This window comes from Solirubrobacter deserti (assembly GCF_027587175.1).
In the GTDB taxonomy this organism is placed as follows: Bacteria; Actinomycetota; Thermoleophilia; order Solirubrobacterales; family Solirubrobacteraceae; genus Solirubrobacter; species Solirubrobacter deserti.
This window is the reverse complement of sequence record NZ_JAPCID010000064.1, coordinates 1-15,731: the sequence shown is the minus strand read 5'-3', so window position 1 is coordinate 15,731 and position 15,731 is coordinate 1. Positions and strand designations below refer to the sequence as shown.

The window sequence follows — 15,731 nt, the reverse complement described above, 5'->3', positions numbered from 1 at the left end:
GGTCCGCGCCGATGACCGACACGCAGATGCCACCGTCGGGCCTGTTGGGTCGACAGCAGGAGTGTGGAGCGCTCGATCGGCTCGTGTCCGCGGTGCGGGCGGGCCAGAGCCGCGTCCTCGTCGTGCGCGGGGACGCCGGCGTGGGCAAGACCGCGCTGCTCGAGTACCTCGCCGGGGCGGCGACGGGCTTCCAGCTGCACCGCGCCGCGGGGATCGAGTCCGAGATGGAGCTCCCGTTCGCCGGCCTGCACGCGCTGTGCGCGCCGCTGCTCGGCCGCCTGCGCCGGCTGCCCGAGCCACAGCGGGCCGCGCTCAGCACCGCGTTCGGGCTGGACGCCGGCCCGCCGCCCGACCGCTTCATGGTCGGCCTCGCCGTGCTGAGCCTGCTCGCCGACGCCGCCGAGGAGGAGCCGCTGGTGTGCATCGTTGATGACGCTCAGTGGCTCGACCGCATCTCCGCCCAGACGCTCGCGTTCGTCGCCCGGCGGCTGCTGGCCGAGCGTGTCGGGCTGGTGTTCGGGCTGCGCGAGGACGGGGACGACCACGAGCTGGGCGGGCTGCCCGAGCTCCGCGTCGAGGGGATCGGCGCCGTCGAGGCGCGCGTGCTGCTCGACAGCGCGATCCCCGGTCCGCTGGACGAGCGGGTGCGCGACCGCATCCTCGCCGAGGCGTCCGGCAACCCGCTCGCGCTGCTGGAGCTGCCGCGCGGGCTGTCGCCCACCGCCGTGGCCGGCGGCTTCGGGCTACCGGGCGCGATGCCGCTGACCAGCCGGATCGAGCAGGGATTCGTGCGCCAGCTCGAGCCGCTGCCGGGCGAGACGCGCCGGCTGCTGCTGCTCGCGGCCGCGGAGCCCGTCGGCGACGTGACGCTGCTGCGGCGCGCCGCGCAGCTGCTCGGGCTCGAGCCCGAGCGGGCGGCGCCGGCCGAGGCCGCGGGGCTGATCGACATCGGGGCCAGCGTGCGCTTCCGGCATCCGTTGGTCCGCACCGCGGCCTACCGCGCCGCGAGCGTGCCGGACCGGCGCGATGTGCACGGAGCGCTGGCCGACGCCACCGACCCGCGGCTCGATCCCGACCGGCGCGCCTGGCATCGCGCGCACGCGGCCGCGCGGCCCGACGAGGCGGTCGCCGACGAGCTCGAGCGCTCCGCCGGGCGCGCGCAGAAGCGCGGCGGGATCGCCGCCGCGGCCGCGTTCCTGCAGCGCGCCGCGGAGCTGACGCCCGATCCCGTCCGCCGCGGTGCCCGCGCGCTCGCGGCCGCCCAGGCCCAGTTCGAGTCGGCCGCCCCCGAGGCGGCGCTGGAGCTGCTGGCCGTCGCGGAGGCGAGCCCGCTGGACCCGCTCCAGCGCGCTCGCGTCGCCCGGCTGCGGGCGGAGATCGCGTTCGCCGCCCGGCGCGGGCGGGACGCGCCGCCGTTGCTGCTGGCCGCCGCCCGGGAACTGGAGGCGCTCGACCTCGCGCTCGCGCGGGAGACCTACCTGGAGGCGCTGGGCGCGGCCGTGTTCGCCGGGCGCATGTACGCCGACGCCGGCGTCCGGACGGCGGCCGAGGCCGCCCGCTCCGCGCCCGCGGTCGCGACGCCGCGCGCGCTGGACCTCGTGCTCGACGGCATGGCCGAGCGCTTCACGGAGGGCCACGCCGCCGGCGTGCCGCCGCTGCGCGCCGCGCTCAGGGTGTTCTCGGACGAGCCGCTCGACGACCACCAGGCGGTCATGCGCTGGTTGCTGCTGTGCCCGGTGTTGCAGTCGATGGTGGTGTTCGAGCTGTGGGACGACGCGGCGTTCGGCACGCTCGCCACCCGGGCGGTCCGCCTCGCGCGGGAGGCGGGCGCGCTCACGATGCTCCCGGTGACGCTCACCTACCTGGCCGGCGTGCGGCTGTTCGCCGGCGAGTTCGGCGCCGCCGCGACCCTGCTGCAGGAGGCCGACGCCATCACCGCCGCGACGGGCAACGTGGGCCTCGTCTACGGGCGCCTGCTGCTCGGGGCCTGGCGCGGCGTCGAGTCCGAGGCGCGCCGGCTGATCGACGCCGGGCTGGAGAGCGCGACCGCCCGCGGCGAGGGTCGCGTCCTTGCCCTCGTCGGCCACGCCACCGCCGTGCTGCACAACGGCCTCGGACGCTACGACGCCGCCGCCGACGCGGCGCTGTCCGCCACCGAGGACGACGATCAGGGCTACGCTGCGCACGCGCTCGTCGAGCTCGTCGAGGCCGGCGTGCGCTCCGGCCGGGCGGAGCTCGCCGCCAGCGCGCTGCCGCGGCTGGAAGCGCGTGCCCGAGCGGCGGGCACGGACTGGGCGCTCGGGATGCTCGCCCGCTCACACGCGCTGGTGACCGACGACGACGCGCGCTACCGCGAGGCGATCGACCGGCTCGAACGCACCCGCATGCGTGTGGAGCTCGCGCGCGCCCGGCTCGTCTACGGCGAGTGGCTGCGCCGCACGGAGCGGCGCGCCGCGGCGCGCGAGCAGCTGCGCGAAGCCCACGCCGCGTTCAGCCGGTTCGGCGCACAGGCGTTCGCCGAGCGGGCGCGCCGCGAGTTGCAGGCCGCGGGCGAGACGGTCGCCCGCCAGGCCGCCGCCACGCGCGAGGTGCTGACCTCGCAGGAGGCGCAGATCGCCCGCCGGGCCGCCGACGGGCAGACCAACCCCGAGATCGGCGCGCAGCTGTTCATCAGCCCGCGCACCGTCGAGTACCACCTGCGCAAGGTCTTCACCAAGCTCGGCATCAGCTCTCGCAAGGAGCTGCGTGCGGCGCTCGCGACCGGGGTGCCGGGCGGCGACGACTAGGGGGCACGTTCGGGGGTTGCCCGGACGCGACCGCGGCGGCGGGCGAAAAGACTCGCCGCATGACCACGCTCGAGATTCTCCGGCCGTCCGAGGTGTTCCCGACCTGGCGGCGCGCCCAGCTCGTCGTCGACCAGCACGCGTACGAGCTGCCGCCGTCGCCGCACGTGCTGCGCACCACCGGCCAGCTGGAGCCGGAGCACGCCGCGCGCGTGACCGACTGGTTCCTGACCGCGCCCGCACCGCCCGTGGAGGCGGTCGCCCACGCCTACCGGGCGCTCGAACGCGACACCCGGCGGCTGTTTGCGCTGGTGCGCAACCTCGGCGTCCGCGTCGTGCACGTCGACGCGGACCCGGGCGTGAGCGCGGCCGAGCTGTGCTCCGACGTGCGCGACCACGGCCTGCTGACGCTCACGCGCGACGAGCCGCACCCGCTCTTCGGCGCGTTCGACGAGCTGCGTGCCCTCCACGACGTGTTCGGCCACGCCGCGCTCGGGCTGGGGTTCGACCTGCAGTCGGAGTTCGCGACGTGGCTGCAGTGCCGCACGCTGTTCTCCAGCGCGGCGCGGCCGGCGGCGTTCTGCGAGCTCGTCGGCGCCGTCACGGCCTACGTCAGCACGGGGGTCAAGCCCGGGCTGCGGGCCAAGCTGCCACCCGCGGGCTGGGCCTGATTCCCTGGCGCTCACGCGCCCAGGAACGCCAGCAGGTGGCCGGCCGTCTCCTCCGGGCGATCCTCGGCCATGAAGTGGCTGGCGTCGACGGCGGCGCCGCGGACGTCCGCGGCCCACGGCCGCCAGACGTCGAGCGGATCGCCGTAGAAGCGCGGGAGGCTGCCGTGCGCCGCCCACAGCACGAGCAGCGGGCAGGCGATGCGGCGGCCCTCGGCGCGGTCGAGCTCGTCGTGTTCTACATCGATCGTCGCGCCGGCGCGATAGTCCTCGCACATGGCCTCGACGGCGCCGGGGTCCGTGAGCGGGCGGCGGTAGGCGTCCAGGAGCTCGAGTGGGTAGCGCTCAGGGTCCTCGCCCAAGCCGAGCTGGCCGCGGACGTGGAGGTCGAAGAACGCGTCGGGGTCCCCCGCGATCAGCCGCTCGGGCAGCGGCGCGGGGAGCGCGAGGAAGGACCAGTGCCAGTAGCCGCGGGCGAGCGCGGCGTCGGCGCGGGCCCAGACGTCGCCCGTGGGGACGATGTCGAGCACCGCAAGCCGGCTCACGTGGCCGGGGTGGTCGAGCGCCATCCGGTAGGCGACGCGCCCGCCGCGGTCGTGCCCGGCGACGGCGAAGGTGTCGAACCCGAGCCGGTCCATCACCTCCACCTGGTCGAGCGCGAGCGCACGTTTGCTGTGGGCCTCGTGGCCGAAGGACGGCGCCGGACGGAAGGAGTCGCCGTAGCCGGCCATGTCGGTGACGACGACCGTGTGGCGGCGGGCCAAACGCGGCGCGGTGGCGTGCCACATCAGCAGCGACTGGGGATAGCCGTGCAACAGCAGCAGCGGCGGTCCGCTGCCGCCGACCACGGCGTTGATCGTGCCGCGCCTGGTCGTGAGCCGGTGCGCCTCGAAGCCGCCGAACGCGGCGGGAAGACCGTTACGCCGCGAGCCGTGCATCCGTCGCTCCCACGAGCCGCTGCTCCAGCCGGTCCAGGTCGCCCGTGCGCGCCGCGGCGAGGAACGCCTCGACGAGGTCCGCGTGCTCGGCGGGATCGACCGTCCAGCGCGGCTCGCCGGCGAGGTGCCGGCGGGCCCGCGTCACGAGCTGACGCGCGTTGGCCTCGCTGCAGCCGACCGCCCGCGCGACCCGGCGGTGCGGATAGTCGAACGCCTCGCGCAGGACGTAGACGGCGCCTTCGGCCGGCGACAGGCGCTCGAGGATCGTCCAGAGAGCGCGGGCGAGGGCTTCGCGCCGCTCGGCGTCGCGCTGTGGGTCGGCGGCCAGGTCGACGAGGTCCGCCTCACGCGCGCCGAAGGCGGTCTGGTGGCGCACGCGCGCGGAACGGCCGACGTTGAGCGCCAGCCGGGTCGTCGTCGTGGCCAGGAAGGCGGCCGGGTCGCGGACCTCGGCCCGGTCGCCGGCCTGCCAGCGGATCCACGCCTCCTGAACGATGTCGTCGGCGTCGTCGGCGCTGCCCAGCACACGGCGGGCGATGCCGACCAGGCGCGGGCGGGCGCGCACGAAGGCCACGTCGGAGGCGGTCATGACGCCACCCGGGCCGGCGTCGCGCGGAGCGGGGTTTGCGTCTGGGTTCGGGGCATGCCGCGAGCCTGCTCCGCGGCGGGCGTGCGGGCGTCCGTGTCCCACCCGCGTCCGGGCCCCAGTCCGCGTGACCGGGGCCCCAGTCAACTCGGCGATAAGGTGCGCCCTCGTGCTACAGGGTCGCCGTCGCGAATGCGAGGCGCTGGACGGGCTGCTGGAACGCATCCGGCGCGGCGAGAGCTCTTCGCTCGTGCTGCGTGGCGAGTCCGGCGTCGGCAAGTCGGCGCTGCTGAGCTATCTCGCCGGGCGGGCGTCCGGGTTCCGCGTCGCGCGCGCGACCGGCGTGCAGTCCGAGATGGAGCTCGCGTTCGCGGGCGTCCATCACCTGTGCGCCCCGCTGCTCGACGGCCTGGAAGCGCTGCCCGGCCCGCAGCGGGAGGCCCTGTCCGTGGCGTTCGGCCTGCGCTCGGGCGAGCCGCCGGACCGCTTCCTGGTGGCGCTGGCGGTGCTGAACCTGCTCGCCGAGACGGCCGAGGCGCGCCCGCTGGTGTGTGTGGTCGACGACGCGCAGTGGCTGGACCAGACCTCCGCCCTCGTCCTGGCGTTCGTGGCCCGGCGCCTGCTCGCCGAGCGGGTCGCGATCGTGTTCGCCGTGCGCGAGCCGGTCGAAGCGGACGTGCTCGCCGGGGTGCCGGCGTTGCGCATCGACGGACTGGCGGCCGACGACGCCCGTGCCCTGCTGGCGACCGCGGTCCCCGGGCGGCTCGACGAACGCGTCCGCGACCGCATCGTCGCCGAGACGCGCGGCAACCCGCTCGCGCTGCTGGAGCTGCCCGCCGGCCTCACGCCGGCCGAGCTCGCGGGCGGCTTCGCGCTGCCCGACGCGCGCCCGCTGGCGAACCGGATCGAGCGCAGCTTCCTGCAGCGCACGCAGGCGCTCCCGCACGACACGCAGCGCCTGCTGCTGCTCGCCGCCGCCGAGCCGGTCGGCGACCTCGACCTGCTGTGGCGCGCCGCCGAGCGCCTGGGCGTCGGCGCTGACGCGGGCCGTCCCGCCGAAGCCGCCGGGCTGATCGAGCTCGGCCTGACGGCGCGCTTCAAGCATCCACTCGTGCGCTCCGCCGTCTACCGCGGGGCGGCCGTGTCCGACCGGCGCGCGGCGCACGCCGCGCTGGCCGAGGCGACCAACCCGGGTGCCGACCCCGATCGGCGCGCGTGGCACCGCGCACACGCCAGCGCCCGGCCCGATGAGGCGATCGCGGCCGAGCTGCTGCGCTCCGCCGACCGCGCGGCCGGGCGCGGCGGCCTGGCGGCGAAGGCCGCGTTCCTGGAGTGGGCGACCAAGCTCACGCCCGACCCCGGGCTGCGCGCCGAACGGGCCCTGGAGGCCGCGCAGGCCAAGCTGCTGGTGGCCGACCACGCCGCGTGCGCGGACCTGCTCGCCGCCGCGCGAACCGGGCCGCTGGACGAGCTTCGGCGCGCGCGGCTCGATCGCCTGCGCGGGCGGTTGACGCTCGTCGCGCAGCGGGGCGGCGACGCCGCGCCCCGCCTGCTCGACGCCGCACGGCGGCTCGCGCCGTTGGACGGGGACGCGGCGCGCGAGACCTACCTGGAGGCGATCAGCGCCGCCGTGTTCGCGGGCCGGCTGGCCGAGGGCCCGGGCGTCGAGGACGTGGCGCGGGAGGCGCGCACGGCGCCGCCGGGAACGCAACCGCGTGACGCGCTCCTCGCCGCGGTGGCCGTGCGCTTCGCCGACGGCTACGCGAGCGCGATCCCCGCCCTTCCCGATGCGCTCCGCGGACTCGACGACGGGCGCTGGCTGTGGCTCGCGTGCCGGCTCGCGCAGGACCTGTGGGACGACGAGCTCTGGCACGCGCTGGCCACGCGCGGCGTGCGCGAGGCCCGCGAGAGCGGCGCGCTGAGCACGCTGCCGATCGTCGCCACGCATCGCGCCGCGCTGCACGTCCACGCCGGCGCGTTCGACGCCGCCGCCGTCCTGCTCGACGAGATCGAGGCGGTCACGCTCGCGACGGGCGTGGCCCCGGTCCGGTACGGCGCGCTGGTGCTGGCCGCGTGGCAGGGCGACCTCGACCACACGCACGCGCTGCTCGAGCGCAACGTCCAGAACGCGGTGGCGCGCGGCGAGGGCTCGGGACTGGGCGTGTTCCACTGGGCCACCGCGCTGCTCCACAACGCCGCCGGCCGCTACGAGGACGCGCTCGCCGCCGCTCAGCGGGCGTGCGAGCACGAGGACATGATCTCGTACGGGTGGGCGCTCGTGGAGCTGGTCGAGGCCGGGGTGCGCGTCGGACAGCGCGACGTGGCGGCCGCCGCGTTCGCGCGGCTGCGGGAACGGACCCAGGCGAGCGGGACCGAGTGGGCGCTCGGGGCGGAGGCGAGCGCGCACGCGCTGCTCGCCGACGCCCCTGAGCCGCTGCACCAGGAGGCGATCGAGCGGCTGGGCCGCAGCCGCGGCGCCGTCCACCTCGCCCGCGCGCAGCTGCTCTACGGCGAATGGCTCCGACGCGAGCAGCGGCGCACGGACGCCCGCACGGTCCTGCGCGGGGCGCACGAGCGCTTCACCCGCATCGGCGCGCGGGCGTTCGCCGAGCGGGCGTGGCGCGAGCTGCGAGCCACGGGCGAGAGCACGCCGCGGCTCACCGACGCCACGCGCGACGCGCTCACGCCGCAGGAGGCGCAGATCGCGCGCTTCGCCCGCGACGGGCACACCAATCCGGAGATCGCCGAGCGGCTGTTCATCAGCCCGCGCACGGTCGAGTACCACCTGCACAAGGTCTTCCGCAAGCTCGGCGTCAGCACTCGGCGCGAGCTTCGGACCGCGCTCCCGGACGCACCGTCGCCGCTGGGCTGCTCGTAGGGTCGCGGATCCCCCACAGGCCGGTGAGGCCGCCCAGGAGCAGCAGCGCCCCGGCGGCGACCAGGGCCGTCCGCAGCCCGGTGAGGTCGAGCGTGCCGCCGACGATCGTCCCGACCGCGGCTGTGGCGAGCAGCCCCGCGACGCGCGCGACGGCGTTGTTGACGCCCGACGCGATCCCCGCGTTGTGCTCGTCGGCGTCAGCCAGGACCGCGGTCGTGAGCGGTGTCACGAGCGTGGCCAGGCCGAACGCGAACAGCGTCATCCCGGGGAGCACGTCGACGACCAGGTCGGGCGAGCGGTCGACCGCCGCCAGCAGGTAGGCCACGCCGGCGGCGGCGATGACCGGCCCGGCGGCCATGAAGCGCCGGGGGCCGAAGCGGTCGGCGAGCACGCCGAAGCGCTGCGAGAACAGCAGCATCACGAGCGTCGTGGGAATGGTCGCGGCGCCCGCTTTGAGCGCGCTGTAGCCCGCCACCTGCTGCAGGAACACGACGAGCACGAAGAACAGCAACCCGAGCGCGCCGTAGACGCAGAACGTCTCGAGGTTGCCCCAGGCGAAGTTCGGGCGCCGGAATAGGCCGAGCGGGAGCATCGGGTCACGCGCGCCCCGGCGCTCCCAGGCCACGAACAGCGCGAGCAGCACCGCTCCGGCCACGAGCGGGCCGGTGACCAGCGCGTCGGCCCAGCCGTGGCCCGGCTGGCGGACGAGCCCGAACGACACGCCGGCCAGGCCGAACGCGCACAGGCCGGCTCCGAGCCAGTCGGGACGGCGGCCCGCTCCACCCGGCGCCCGGGCCGGCATCCGGGTCGCGAGCACGAGCGTGAGGGCGACGAACGGCAGGACGATGCCGAAGATCCAGCGCCAGCTGAGGCTGTCGACGAGCCAGCCACCGGCCAACGGGCCCACGACCGCGGCGATCCCGCTGAACGCCGTCCACGTGCCGATCGCCCGGCCGCGCTCCTCGGGGGCAAACGCAGCGACGATCACCGCCAGCGACGCCGGTGTCAGCAGCGCCGCGAACACGCCCTGCAGCCCGCGCGCGGCGATCAGCGTCGCGGCGGTGGGTGCCGCCGCGCAGGCCGCGGACGCGATGCCGAAGCCGGCCGTGCCCGACACGAAGACGCGCCGCTCGCCGAACACGTCGCCGAGCGAGCCGCCGATCAGGATCAGCGATCCGAGCGCGAGCAGGTAGGCGTTGACGATCCACTGCTGGCTCTCGAGCCCGCCGCCGAGGTCGGCGCCGATCGCCGGCAGCGCCACGCCGACCACGGTCGAGTCGAGCAGTGCGACGAACGAGCCGAGCGTCGCGGCCGTGAGCGTGAGCCGCTGATCGCGGGTGCTCATCGGCCGGCCGCCGCCGCGGCGTGCTCGTGTGTGGGTTCCATCCGGCGTGTCCCTTCGGTTGCGATGCGGTTTCATCGCTGATGACCACACGGCGGCGCCGATCCGTGACGGGGCGCCGGAGCCCAGTGACTGGTGTGCGGACCGGGGACTCTCCCGGACGCCACGCACACGCCCGCGGCGGAGAGTTCGGCACATGACCGATCCCACCGCCACCCGCCCGGTCGCGATGCAGCGCGGGCGCCACGCCAACCGGATGCGCTTCGCCCGCCTGCGCGCGGCCTGGTCGTCCCGTCCTGAGGACCGCGCCGCGGCCGGGCTCCTGCTCCTGCGCATCGCCGTCGGCGCCACGTTCCTGGCGCACGGCCTGGACAAGCTCGCCGACCTGGACGGCACGGAGCGGTTCTTCGACTCGCTCGGCATCCCTTGGCCGGCGGCCATGGCCCCGCTGGTCGGGGTGACGGAGACCGTCGGCGGTCTGCTGCTGATCGCCGGCGCCGCCGTGCCGTGGATCGCCCTCGCGCTCGCCGGGGACATGGCGGTGGCCTTCTTGACCGCGCACCTCGGCCACGGCTTCTTCGCCACCGAGGGCGGCGGCGAACTCGTGCTCCTGCTCGGCGCGGCGTGCCTGGCGCTCGCGCTCAGCGTCCGCGGAGCTCGCCGCCGCGAGCAGCTCCGCGGGCGTGAGCGGGCCCCCGATCGTCACCACCAGCTCGTCCGCGGCCTGTCGCCGCGCGGGTCACACGACCACGCTGGCGTCACGCCGCCCAGCGTCCCCGCGGTGAGCCGGACGCGTTCAGGTTCGACGCGGTGCCACTCGCGGATCGAGCCCTCCCACGCGCCGTGGGCGCCCGCCCGGTGCTCCCACGCTGCTCGCCCCACGCCTACTTAAAGGGGGACTGTCCCTCTTTAAGTAGCAAGGGGGCGAGTCGGACGCCGACGCGGCCTATCGAGACCATGCCTCGTGTTGCCCGCTCGGAGTTCGAGCCCGGTCTGTACCACGTGTATGCCCGCGGGAATCGGAAGCAGCCGATCTTCGGCGACGACCGCGATCGCCGCCGCTACATCGCGATGCTCGCGCTCGCCGTCGGTAGGACCGGCTGGCGACTGCTCGCGTACTGCCTGATGAACAATCACGTGCACCTGGTCATCGAGACGCGGCAAGCGAACCTTGGAACCGGGATGCACCGGCTTCACGGCTCCTACGCGCAGTACTTCAATCAGCGCCACGATCTGTCGGGACACTTGTTCCAGGGTCGCTACGACGCTGTGCCGATCGAGAATGACGCGCAGTTGTGGGTCGCGGCGGCGTACGTCGCACGGAATCCCGTGACGGCCGGCCTCTGCAAGCAAGCCGCGGACTGGCCATGGAGCAGCCACGCGGATGTCCTTTATGACTGCGCACCCGAGTGGCTCGACGTCGACCGGCTGCTCGCCTACTTCGGCACGGACGGTGGTCAGGCGCGACATCGATACAGAGCGCTGGTGGCGCTGCCCCCGGCCGCCCGCACTCCATCGCGGCGTCGCATTGCCACCACATGAAATCTAAAGAGGGACAGTCCCTCTTTAGATTCGTCAACACCGCTTGAGGGTTGATGGCACGAAAACTTCGGGGTGGGGTCCCGATTGTGCGTGTGCCGTGGGCGCGGGAGGATCGCCTTCCTCCCCGCTCCCGCTCATGACTGCACTTTCAACCTCCCTGAGGCAGGAACTCACGCGCCTGCTCGAGCCGCTCGTGGCCGCGTCCGGATCGCCGGACCGCTGGGCGCAGCTGCTCTCGCTCGTGGGCCGGCCCGAGGCCGCGCGCACGCCCGCGGTCACGGCCGCGCTCGACCAGCTGAGCACGCTGGCGGACCTCGACGGCCTCGACCTCGAGTCGTGGGACGGCCTCGAAGCGATCCTGGCCCGCAGCGGCCAGGCGCTCGGCGCGGTCCGGCAGCTCGACGCGGTCACGGGCGCGCCCGCGCAGCTCGGCTCCGACCTGGCCGAGCAGCTCACGGCCATCTACCTGCGTCGATACCGCGCGCGGCTGTTTCAGGCCGCGGCGCTGCTGACGCTGATCGAGCCGGCCGAGCCGCGTCAGGCCGGCACGGCCTGGCTCGGCGACGACCTCCATCCCGAGCGGCTCGGACCGCTGCTGGCCGACCCGTGGGGCACGCTCGAGGCTGCGTACCTGCCGAACGGGCTCGCGACCGCCGCGGACGCGTTCGCGGCGGGCGAGAAGCTGTTCCCGGTGCTGGAGGCCGCGCTCGGCGCCCTCGGGCTGCCGGTCACGCGCGAGCTCACCACGCTGCTGCCCGCGGTGGCGGACGGCGAGCTTGGAGGCAGCCACGTCGAACGCGACTTCGTCGCCCCCGAGGACGCGCCGCCGTCGCCGGCCGCCGACCTTGCGCCGTACTTCAAGACGACGCAGGCGCGGCTGGAGGCGCGGCTGTTCGACGCGGCGACGCTGTCGATCACCACGTCCTCGCCCGAGCATCCCGGCGGGCTGCCCGGGTTGATCGTCGAGCTGGCCGGCGCGCTCAACCGCACGCGCACCGCCGGGCCGTGGACGTTCGCGCTCTCCAGCCAGGGCACGCTGCCCAAGCTCGCCGTGACGCCGAGCGGCCTGAAGGTCGTCGGCGCCGCCGGACCCGCCGCGAGCGCGAAGCTGCAGGCCAGCCGCGCCGGCACGCTGCGCCTCGGCTCCTCCGACGGCACGCGCGTCGAGCTCGAGCACCTGCAGGCGGCACTGGAGCTGACGTCGGCGCCCAACGCGGCGCTGTCGGTCAAGGCCGGCAAGGGCCGGCTCGTGATCGCGCCCGGCGACGGCGACGGGTTCCTCCAGCACGTGCTGCCCGAGGACGGGCTCACGGTCGAGTTCGATGCGGGCGTGTCGCTCTCCAGCGCGCGCGGCTTCGAGCTCAGCGGCGGCGTCGGGCTCGACGCCACGCTGCCGGGCAACGTCAAGGTCTCGCCACAGGGCGTGACGGCCGGGCTGGGCGTGCAGCTCGGTCCGGTGGCGGTCGACATCGACGGCGTCGGCGTGCGCACGGACTTCTCCCCCACGCCCGGGAACCTCGGTGTCGCGAACGTCGACATCGGCTTCAAGGGCCCGGACCGGCTCGGGCTCTCGATCGACGCCGGCCCCGTGACCGGCGGCGGCTATCTCGCGCACGACGCCGCCACGGGCGAGTACGCGGGCGAGGTCCACCTCACGTTCGAGAAGATCGGCGCGCGTGCTGTCGGTTTGATCACGACCGAGCCCGGCTTCTCCCTGCTCGTGCTCGTCTCCGCCGACTTCCCGCCGATCCAGCTCGGGCTCGGGTTCCGGCTCGTCGGCGCGGGCGGCCTGCTGGGCATCAACCGCACCGTCGCCGTCGAGAAGCTGCGCGCCGGGCTCAAGACGGGCGCGCTGGGAGCGGCGCTGAGTCCGCCCAAGGCCGGCGAGCCCGCGGGCCAGAAGGTCGCCGCGCTCGCGCAGCTGTTCCCGCCCGCGGCCGGCCGGCACGTGTTCGCGCCGACCGCACGGATCGTCTGGGGCGCGCCGACGCTGATCACGATCGACCTGGCGCTCGCGCTGGAGCTGCCGTCGCCGGTCCGGCTGGTCGCGCTCGGCCGCCTGAAGGCCGTGCTGCCGAACCCGGAGAACCCGATCGTCAAGCTGCAGGTCGACGCGCTCGGCGTGATCGACTTCGACCGCCGCGAAGCGGCCGTGGACGCGACGCTGAGCGACTCCAAGCTCGCCCAGTTCGCGCTCACGGGCGACATGGCGCTGCGGATGGGCTGGGGCGAGAAGTCCTCGTTCCTGCTCGCGATCGGCGGTTTCCACCCGCGCTTCGCGGCGCCCGCGGGTTTCCCGGCGCTCGAGCGCGTCGCGGTCGCGCTGGCCAAGGGCGACAATCCCAAGCTGCGGCTGGAGGCCTACCTCGCGCTGACCTCCAACACGGTGCAGTTCGGCGCGCGCGTGGACCTGTCCGCCAAGGCCGGAAGCTTCAGCCTCACCGGCTTCCTCTCCTTCGACGCGCTGCTGACGCTGGCGCCGCTCGGCTTCATGGTCGACATCGCGGCCAAGCTCGCCGTCAAGGCCGGCGGCAAGACGCTGCTGTCGGTCTCGCTGGAGCTGTCACTGAGCGGCCCGCGGCCGTGGCGGGCCCGGGGCCGCGCGTCCTTCTCGATCCTGTTCTTCGACGTCTCGTTCGCGTTCGACGTCACGATCGGCGAGGCCGCGCAGCCCGCGCTGCCGGCGCCGGTGGACGTCGCGCCGCTCGTGCACGACGCGCTCAAGGACCCGCGCGCGTGGGAGGCGCAGCTGCCCGGCCCGGCGGTGGCGAGCTTCCGCGCGCTGGAGCCGGGCGCGGCGGTGCTCGCCCACCCGCTCGCGACGCTCAACGTCCGCCAGCGCGTCGCGCCGCTGGAGCGCACGCTCGACCGCTTCGGCACCGCCGTGCCGAGCGGCGCGCGCAAGTTCCGCATCACGACCGCGACCGTCGGCGGCGTCCGGACGACGCTCAAGCCGCTGACCGACCGCTTCGCGCCCGCGCAGTTCACGGCGCTCAGCGACGACAAGAAGCTGTCGGCGCCGTCGTTCGAGGAGATGACCTCGGGCGCCGCGCTCGGCGCGGACGGCTTCGTGACCGGCAACCACGTCACGGTCGGGCTCGTCTATGAGCAGCAGGTCGTGGCGGCCGCGGGCGTGACCGCGCCCGCGGCGCAGAAGCTTCCGCTGCCCGGCGACGTGTTCCTGAACCTCACCAAGACCGCGCCGGAGCCCACCCCGGCGTTCGCCCTGCGATGACCACTGCCTCCTACGCCTTCGTGCCGTGGGTCCAGAGCGGCATCGCCCGCTCGATCACCGCGGCCGACGAGGCCGGCGCGACCCTCGCGTCGACCGTCACGCTGCCCGTCAGCCTGACGGTCGACGGCGCCGGCACCGTCCCCACCCCCGTGCGCCTGTACGGCCCCGGCGACGTCACCGGCCTCGAACCGGGCCAGATCAGCCGCCGCGATCCCGCTCCGAACACCACGCACTTCGAAGCCGGCTACATGCCGCACGTGCAGTTCCGGCGCGGCGACCTGCCATGGCTGTTCACGCCCGCGGCGCCCGGCGCGGCCAAGACGCGGCTGCGGCCGTGGCTGGTGCTCGTGTGCGTCCGCAAGGACGCGTCGACGCTGACGCCTTCCGTGCCGCTGCCCGTGCTCACCGTGAGCACGCCCGCCGCGGAGCTTCCGGACCTGTCGCAGTCATGGGCCTGGGCGCACGGCCAGATCACCGGCCTGCCCGAGGGCAAACGGCCCGCCGAGATCCTCGCGGCCGACCCGGGCCGCGCGTGCTCGCGGCTCGTGTGCCCGCGCCGGCTGGAGCCCGACACCGCGTACCGCGCGTGCCTGGTGCCCGCGTTCGCGGCCGGCGTCCAGGCCGGGCTCGGCCTGCCGATCAGCGCGCAGCTCACGCCCGCCTGGGGTCCGGGCACCGCCGGCCCGCTGGCGTTGCCCGTCTACGACAGCTGGGAGTTCTCGACCGGCCCGGCCGGGAGCTTCGAGACGCTCGCCCGGCGCCTGCACCCGAGCCCGTTCACGCCCGCCCCGCTCAGGCTCGACCTGACGACGGCCGGCAGCGGCCTGCCGGACGGCGGCGTGGTCGAGCTGCAGGCCGCGTTGCGCCCGGTCGGCCCCGACACGCCGCCCCCGGGGGCGCCGACCGCGTTCACGGCCGCGCTCGACGGCGCGCTGAAGGCGCCCGGCCTCGCACCGCCGCGCTACGGGTCGCTGCAGGGCGACACCGCGCCCTGGGTGAGCACGCTGAACCTCGACCCGCGGCTGCGGATCGCGGCCGCCGCCGGAGCGAAGGTCGTGCAGGAGCGCCAGGAGTCGCTGATGGCCCGCGCCTGGGAGCAGGCCGGCCCGGTCCAGGACGTCAACGCCGTCCTGCGCCAGGCGCAGCTCGCCCGCGAGCTCGGCACTGTGCTCATGGAGCGCCACCTCGCGCCGCTGAGCCCGTCCGCGCTGCTGGCCATGACCCAGCCCGCGCACGCCCGGATCGCGCTCGCCGCCGGCACGGTGGGCGACGAGCTGCGCGCGAGCCGCGTCCCCGCGGCCGCGACGTCCGGCGCGATGCGCCGGCTCGCGAGCGGCCAGGGCCTCGTCGCCCGCCGCGCCCAGGCGAGCCGGTCGGCCGACATGCTGGCCGCGACCGACGCCGCCGCGATGCGCCCGCCCGCCCCGATCCCGGGCGGCATGGTCGTGATGATGCCGCCCACGGGCGCCGCCACGGTGACCCAGGCCGCGTCCTTCGCCACGCCGGGCGACGGCGACACGCCGCCGGCGAACGGCGAGAGCGCGACGAGCCGGGGCGCGGCGACGACGGCGCACGGCGACGGCACGACGGCTCCGCACGGCGAGGGCGGGACGACCGCGCACAGCGAGGGTGTGACGAACCGGCGCGCGGCGACGACCGCGCACGGCGAGGGCACGACGGCCCCGCACGGCGAGGGCGCGACGACCGCGCACGGCGACGCCGCCACGACCGCGCGCGCCGCGACAACGACGGACGGCGG

At 75.6% G+C, this 15,731-nt stretch carries 9 protein-coding genes and 1 pseudogene; 7 read left to right on the top strand and 3 right to left on the bottom strand.

Annotation, left to right across the window (positions count from 1 at the left end):
• The first annotated feature begins 11 nt into the window (after positions 1-11).
• On the top strand, positions 12-2,786 hold the full coding sequence (locus OJ962_RS29795; RefSeq protein WP_202953257.1) for a helix-turn-helix transcriptional regulator: 2,775 nt from the start codon (positions 12-14) through the stop codon (positions 2,784-2,786).
• 59 nt (positions 2,787-2,845) lie between these two features.
• Positions 2,846-3,454, top strand: a complete 609-nt coding sequence (locus tag OJ962_RS29790) for a hypothetical protein (protein WP_202953258.1) — start codon at positions 2,846-2,848, stop codon at positions 3,452-3,454.
• Between the two features lie 11 nt (positions 3,455-3,465).
• On the opposite strand, the gene OJ962_RS29785 is transcribed toward OJ962_RS29790, so the two are convergent.
• On the bottom strand, positions 3,466-4,389 hold the full coding sequence (locus tag OJ962_RS29785) for an alpha/beta fold hydrolase (RefSeq protein ID WP_202953259.1): 924 nt from the start codon (positions 4,387-4,389) through the stop codon (positions 3,466-3,468).
• A complete protein-coding gene (locus OJ962_RS29780) occupies positions 4,370-4,978 on the bottom strand; it encodes a sigma-70 family RNA polymerase sigma factor (RefSeq protein WP_202953260.1) in 609 nt (202 codons plus the stop codon). Before OJ962_RS29780 ends, OJ962_RS29785 begins: the two co-directional genes overlap by 20 nt.
• Before the next feature lie 166 nt (positions 4,979-5,144).
• Between OJ962_RS29780 and OJ962_RS29775 the strand changes: the two genes are divergently transcribed.
• Positions 5,145-7,853 carry an ATP-binding protein gene (locus tag OJ962_RS29775; RefSeq protein ID WP_202953261.1) on the top strand — a complete coding sequence of 903 codons (2,709 nt, stop codon included), beginning with the start codon at positions 5,145-5,147 and terminating at the stop codon, positions 7,851-7,853.
• Here OJ962_RS29775 and OJ962_RS29770 read toward each other — a convergent pair.
• Positions 7,789-9,198 (bottom strand): DHA2 family efflux MFS transporter permease subunit, encoded by a 1,410-nt coding sequence (locus OJ962_RS29770; protein WP_202953262.1) that lies wholly within the window; start codon positions 9,196-9,198, stop codon positions 7,789-7,791. The two genes, OJ962_RS29775 and OJ962_RS29770, sit on opposite strands and share 65 nt — an antisense overlap.
• A gap of 193 nt (positions 9,199-9,391) precedes the next feature.
• Here OJ962_RS29770 and OJ962_RS29765 point away from each other — a divergent pair, with 193 nt between their 5' ends.
• The 4 genes and pseudogenes from OJ962_RS29765 to OJ962_RS29750 form a co-directional block, all read left to right on the top strand.
• On the top strand, positions 9,392-10,087 hold the full coding sequence (locus OJ962_RS29765; protein ID WP_202953263.1) for a DoxX family protein: 696 nt from the start codon (positions 9,392-9,394) through the stop codon (positions 10,085-10,087).
• 65 nt (positions 10,088-10,152) lie between these two features.
• Complete coding sequence (locus tag OJ962_RS29760; protein WP_202953264.1) at positions 10,153-10,737, top strand: transposase; 585 nt, start codon at positions 10,153-10,155, stop codon at positions 10,735-10,737.
• A gap of 136 nt (positions 10,738-10,873) precedes the next feature.
• Positions 10,874-13,972, top strand: a complete 3,099-nt coding sequence (locus OJ962_RS29755) for a DUF6603 domain-containing protein (protein ID WP_202953265.1) — start codon at positions 10,874-10,876, stop codon at positions 13,970-13,972.
• Positions 13,969-15,731 (top strand): annotated as a pseudogene (locus OJ962_RS29750) (hypothetical protein); the annotation flags it as partial. The gene OJ962_RS29755 and the pseudogene OJ962_RS29750, both read left to right, overlap by 4 nt.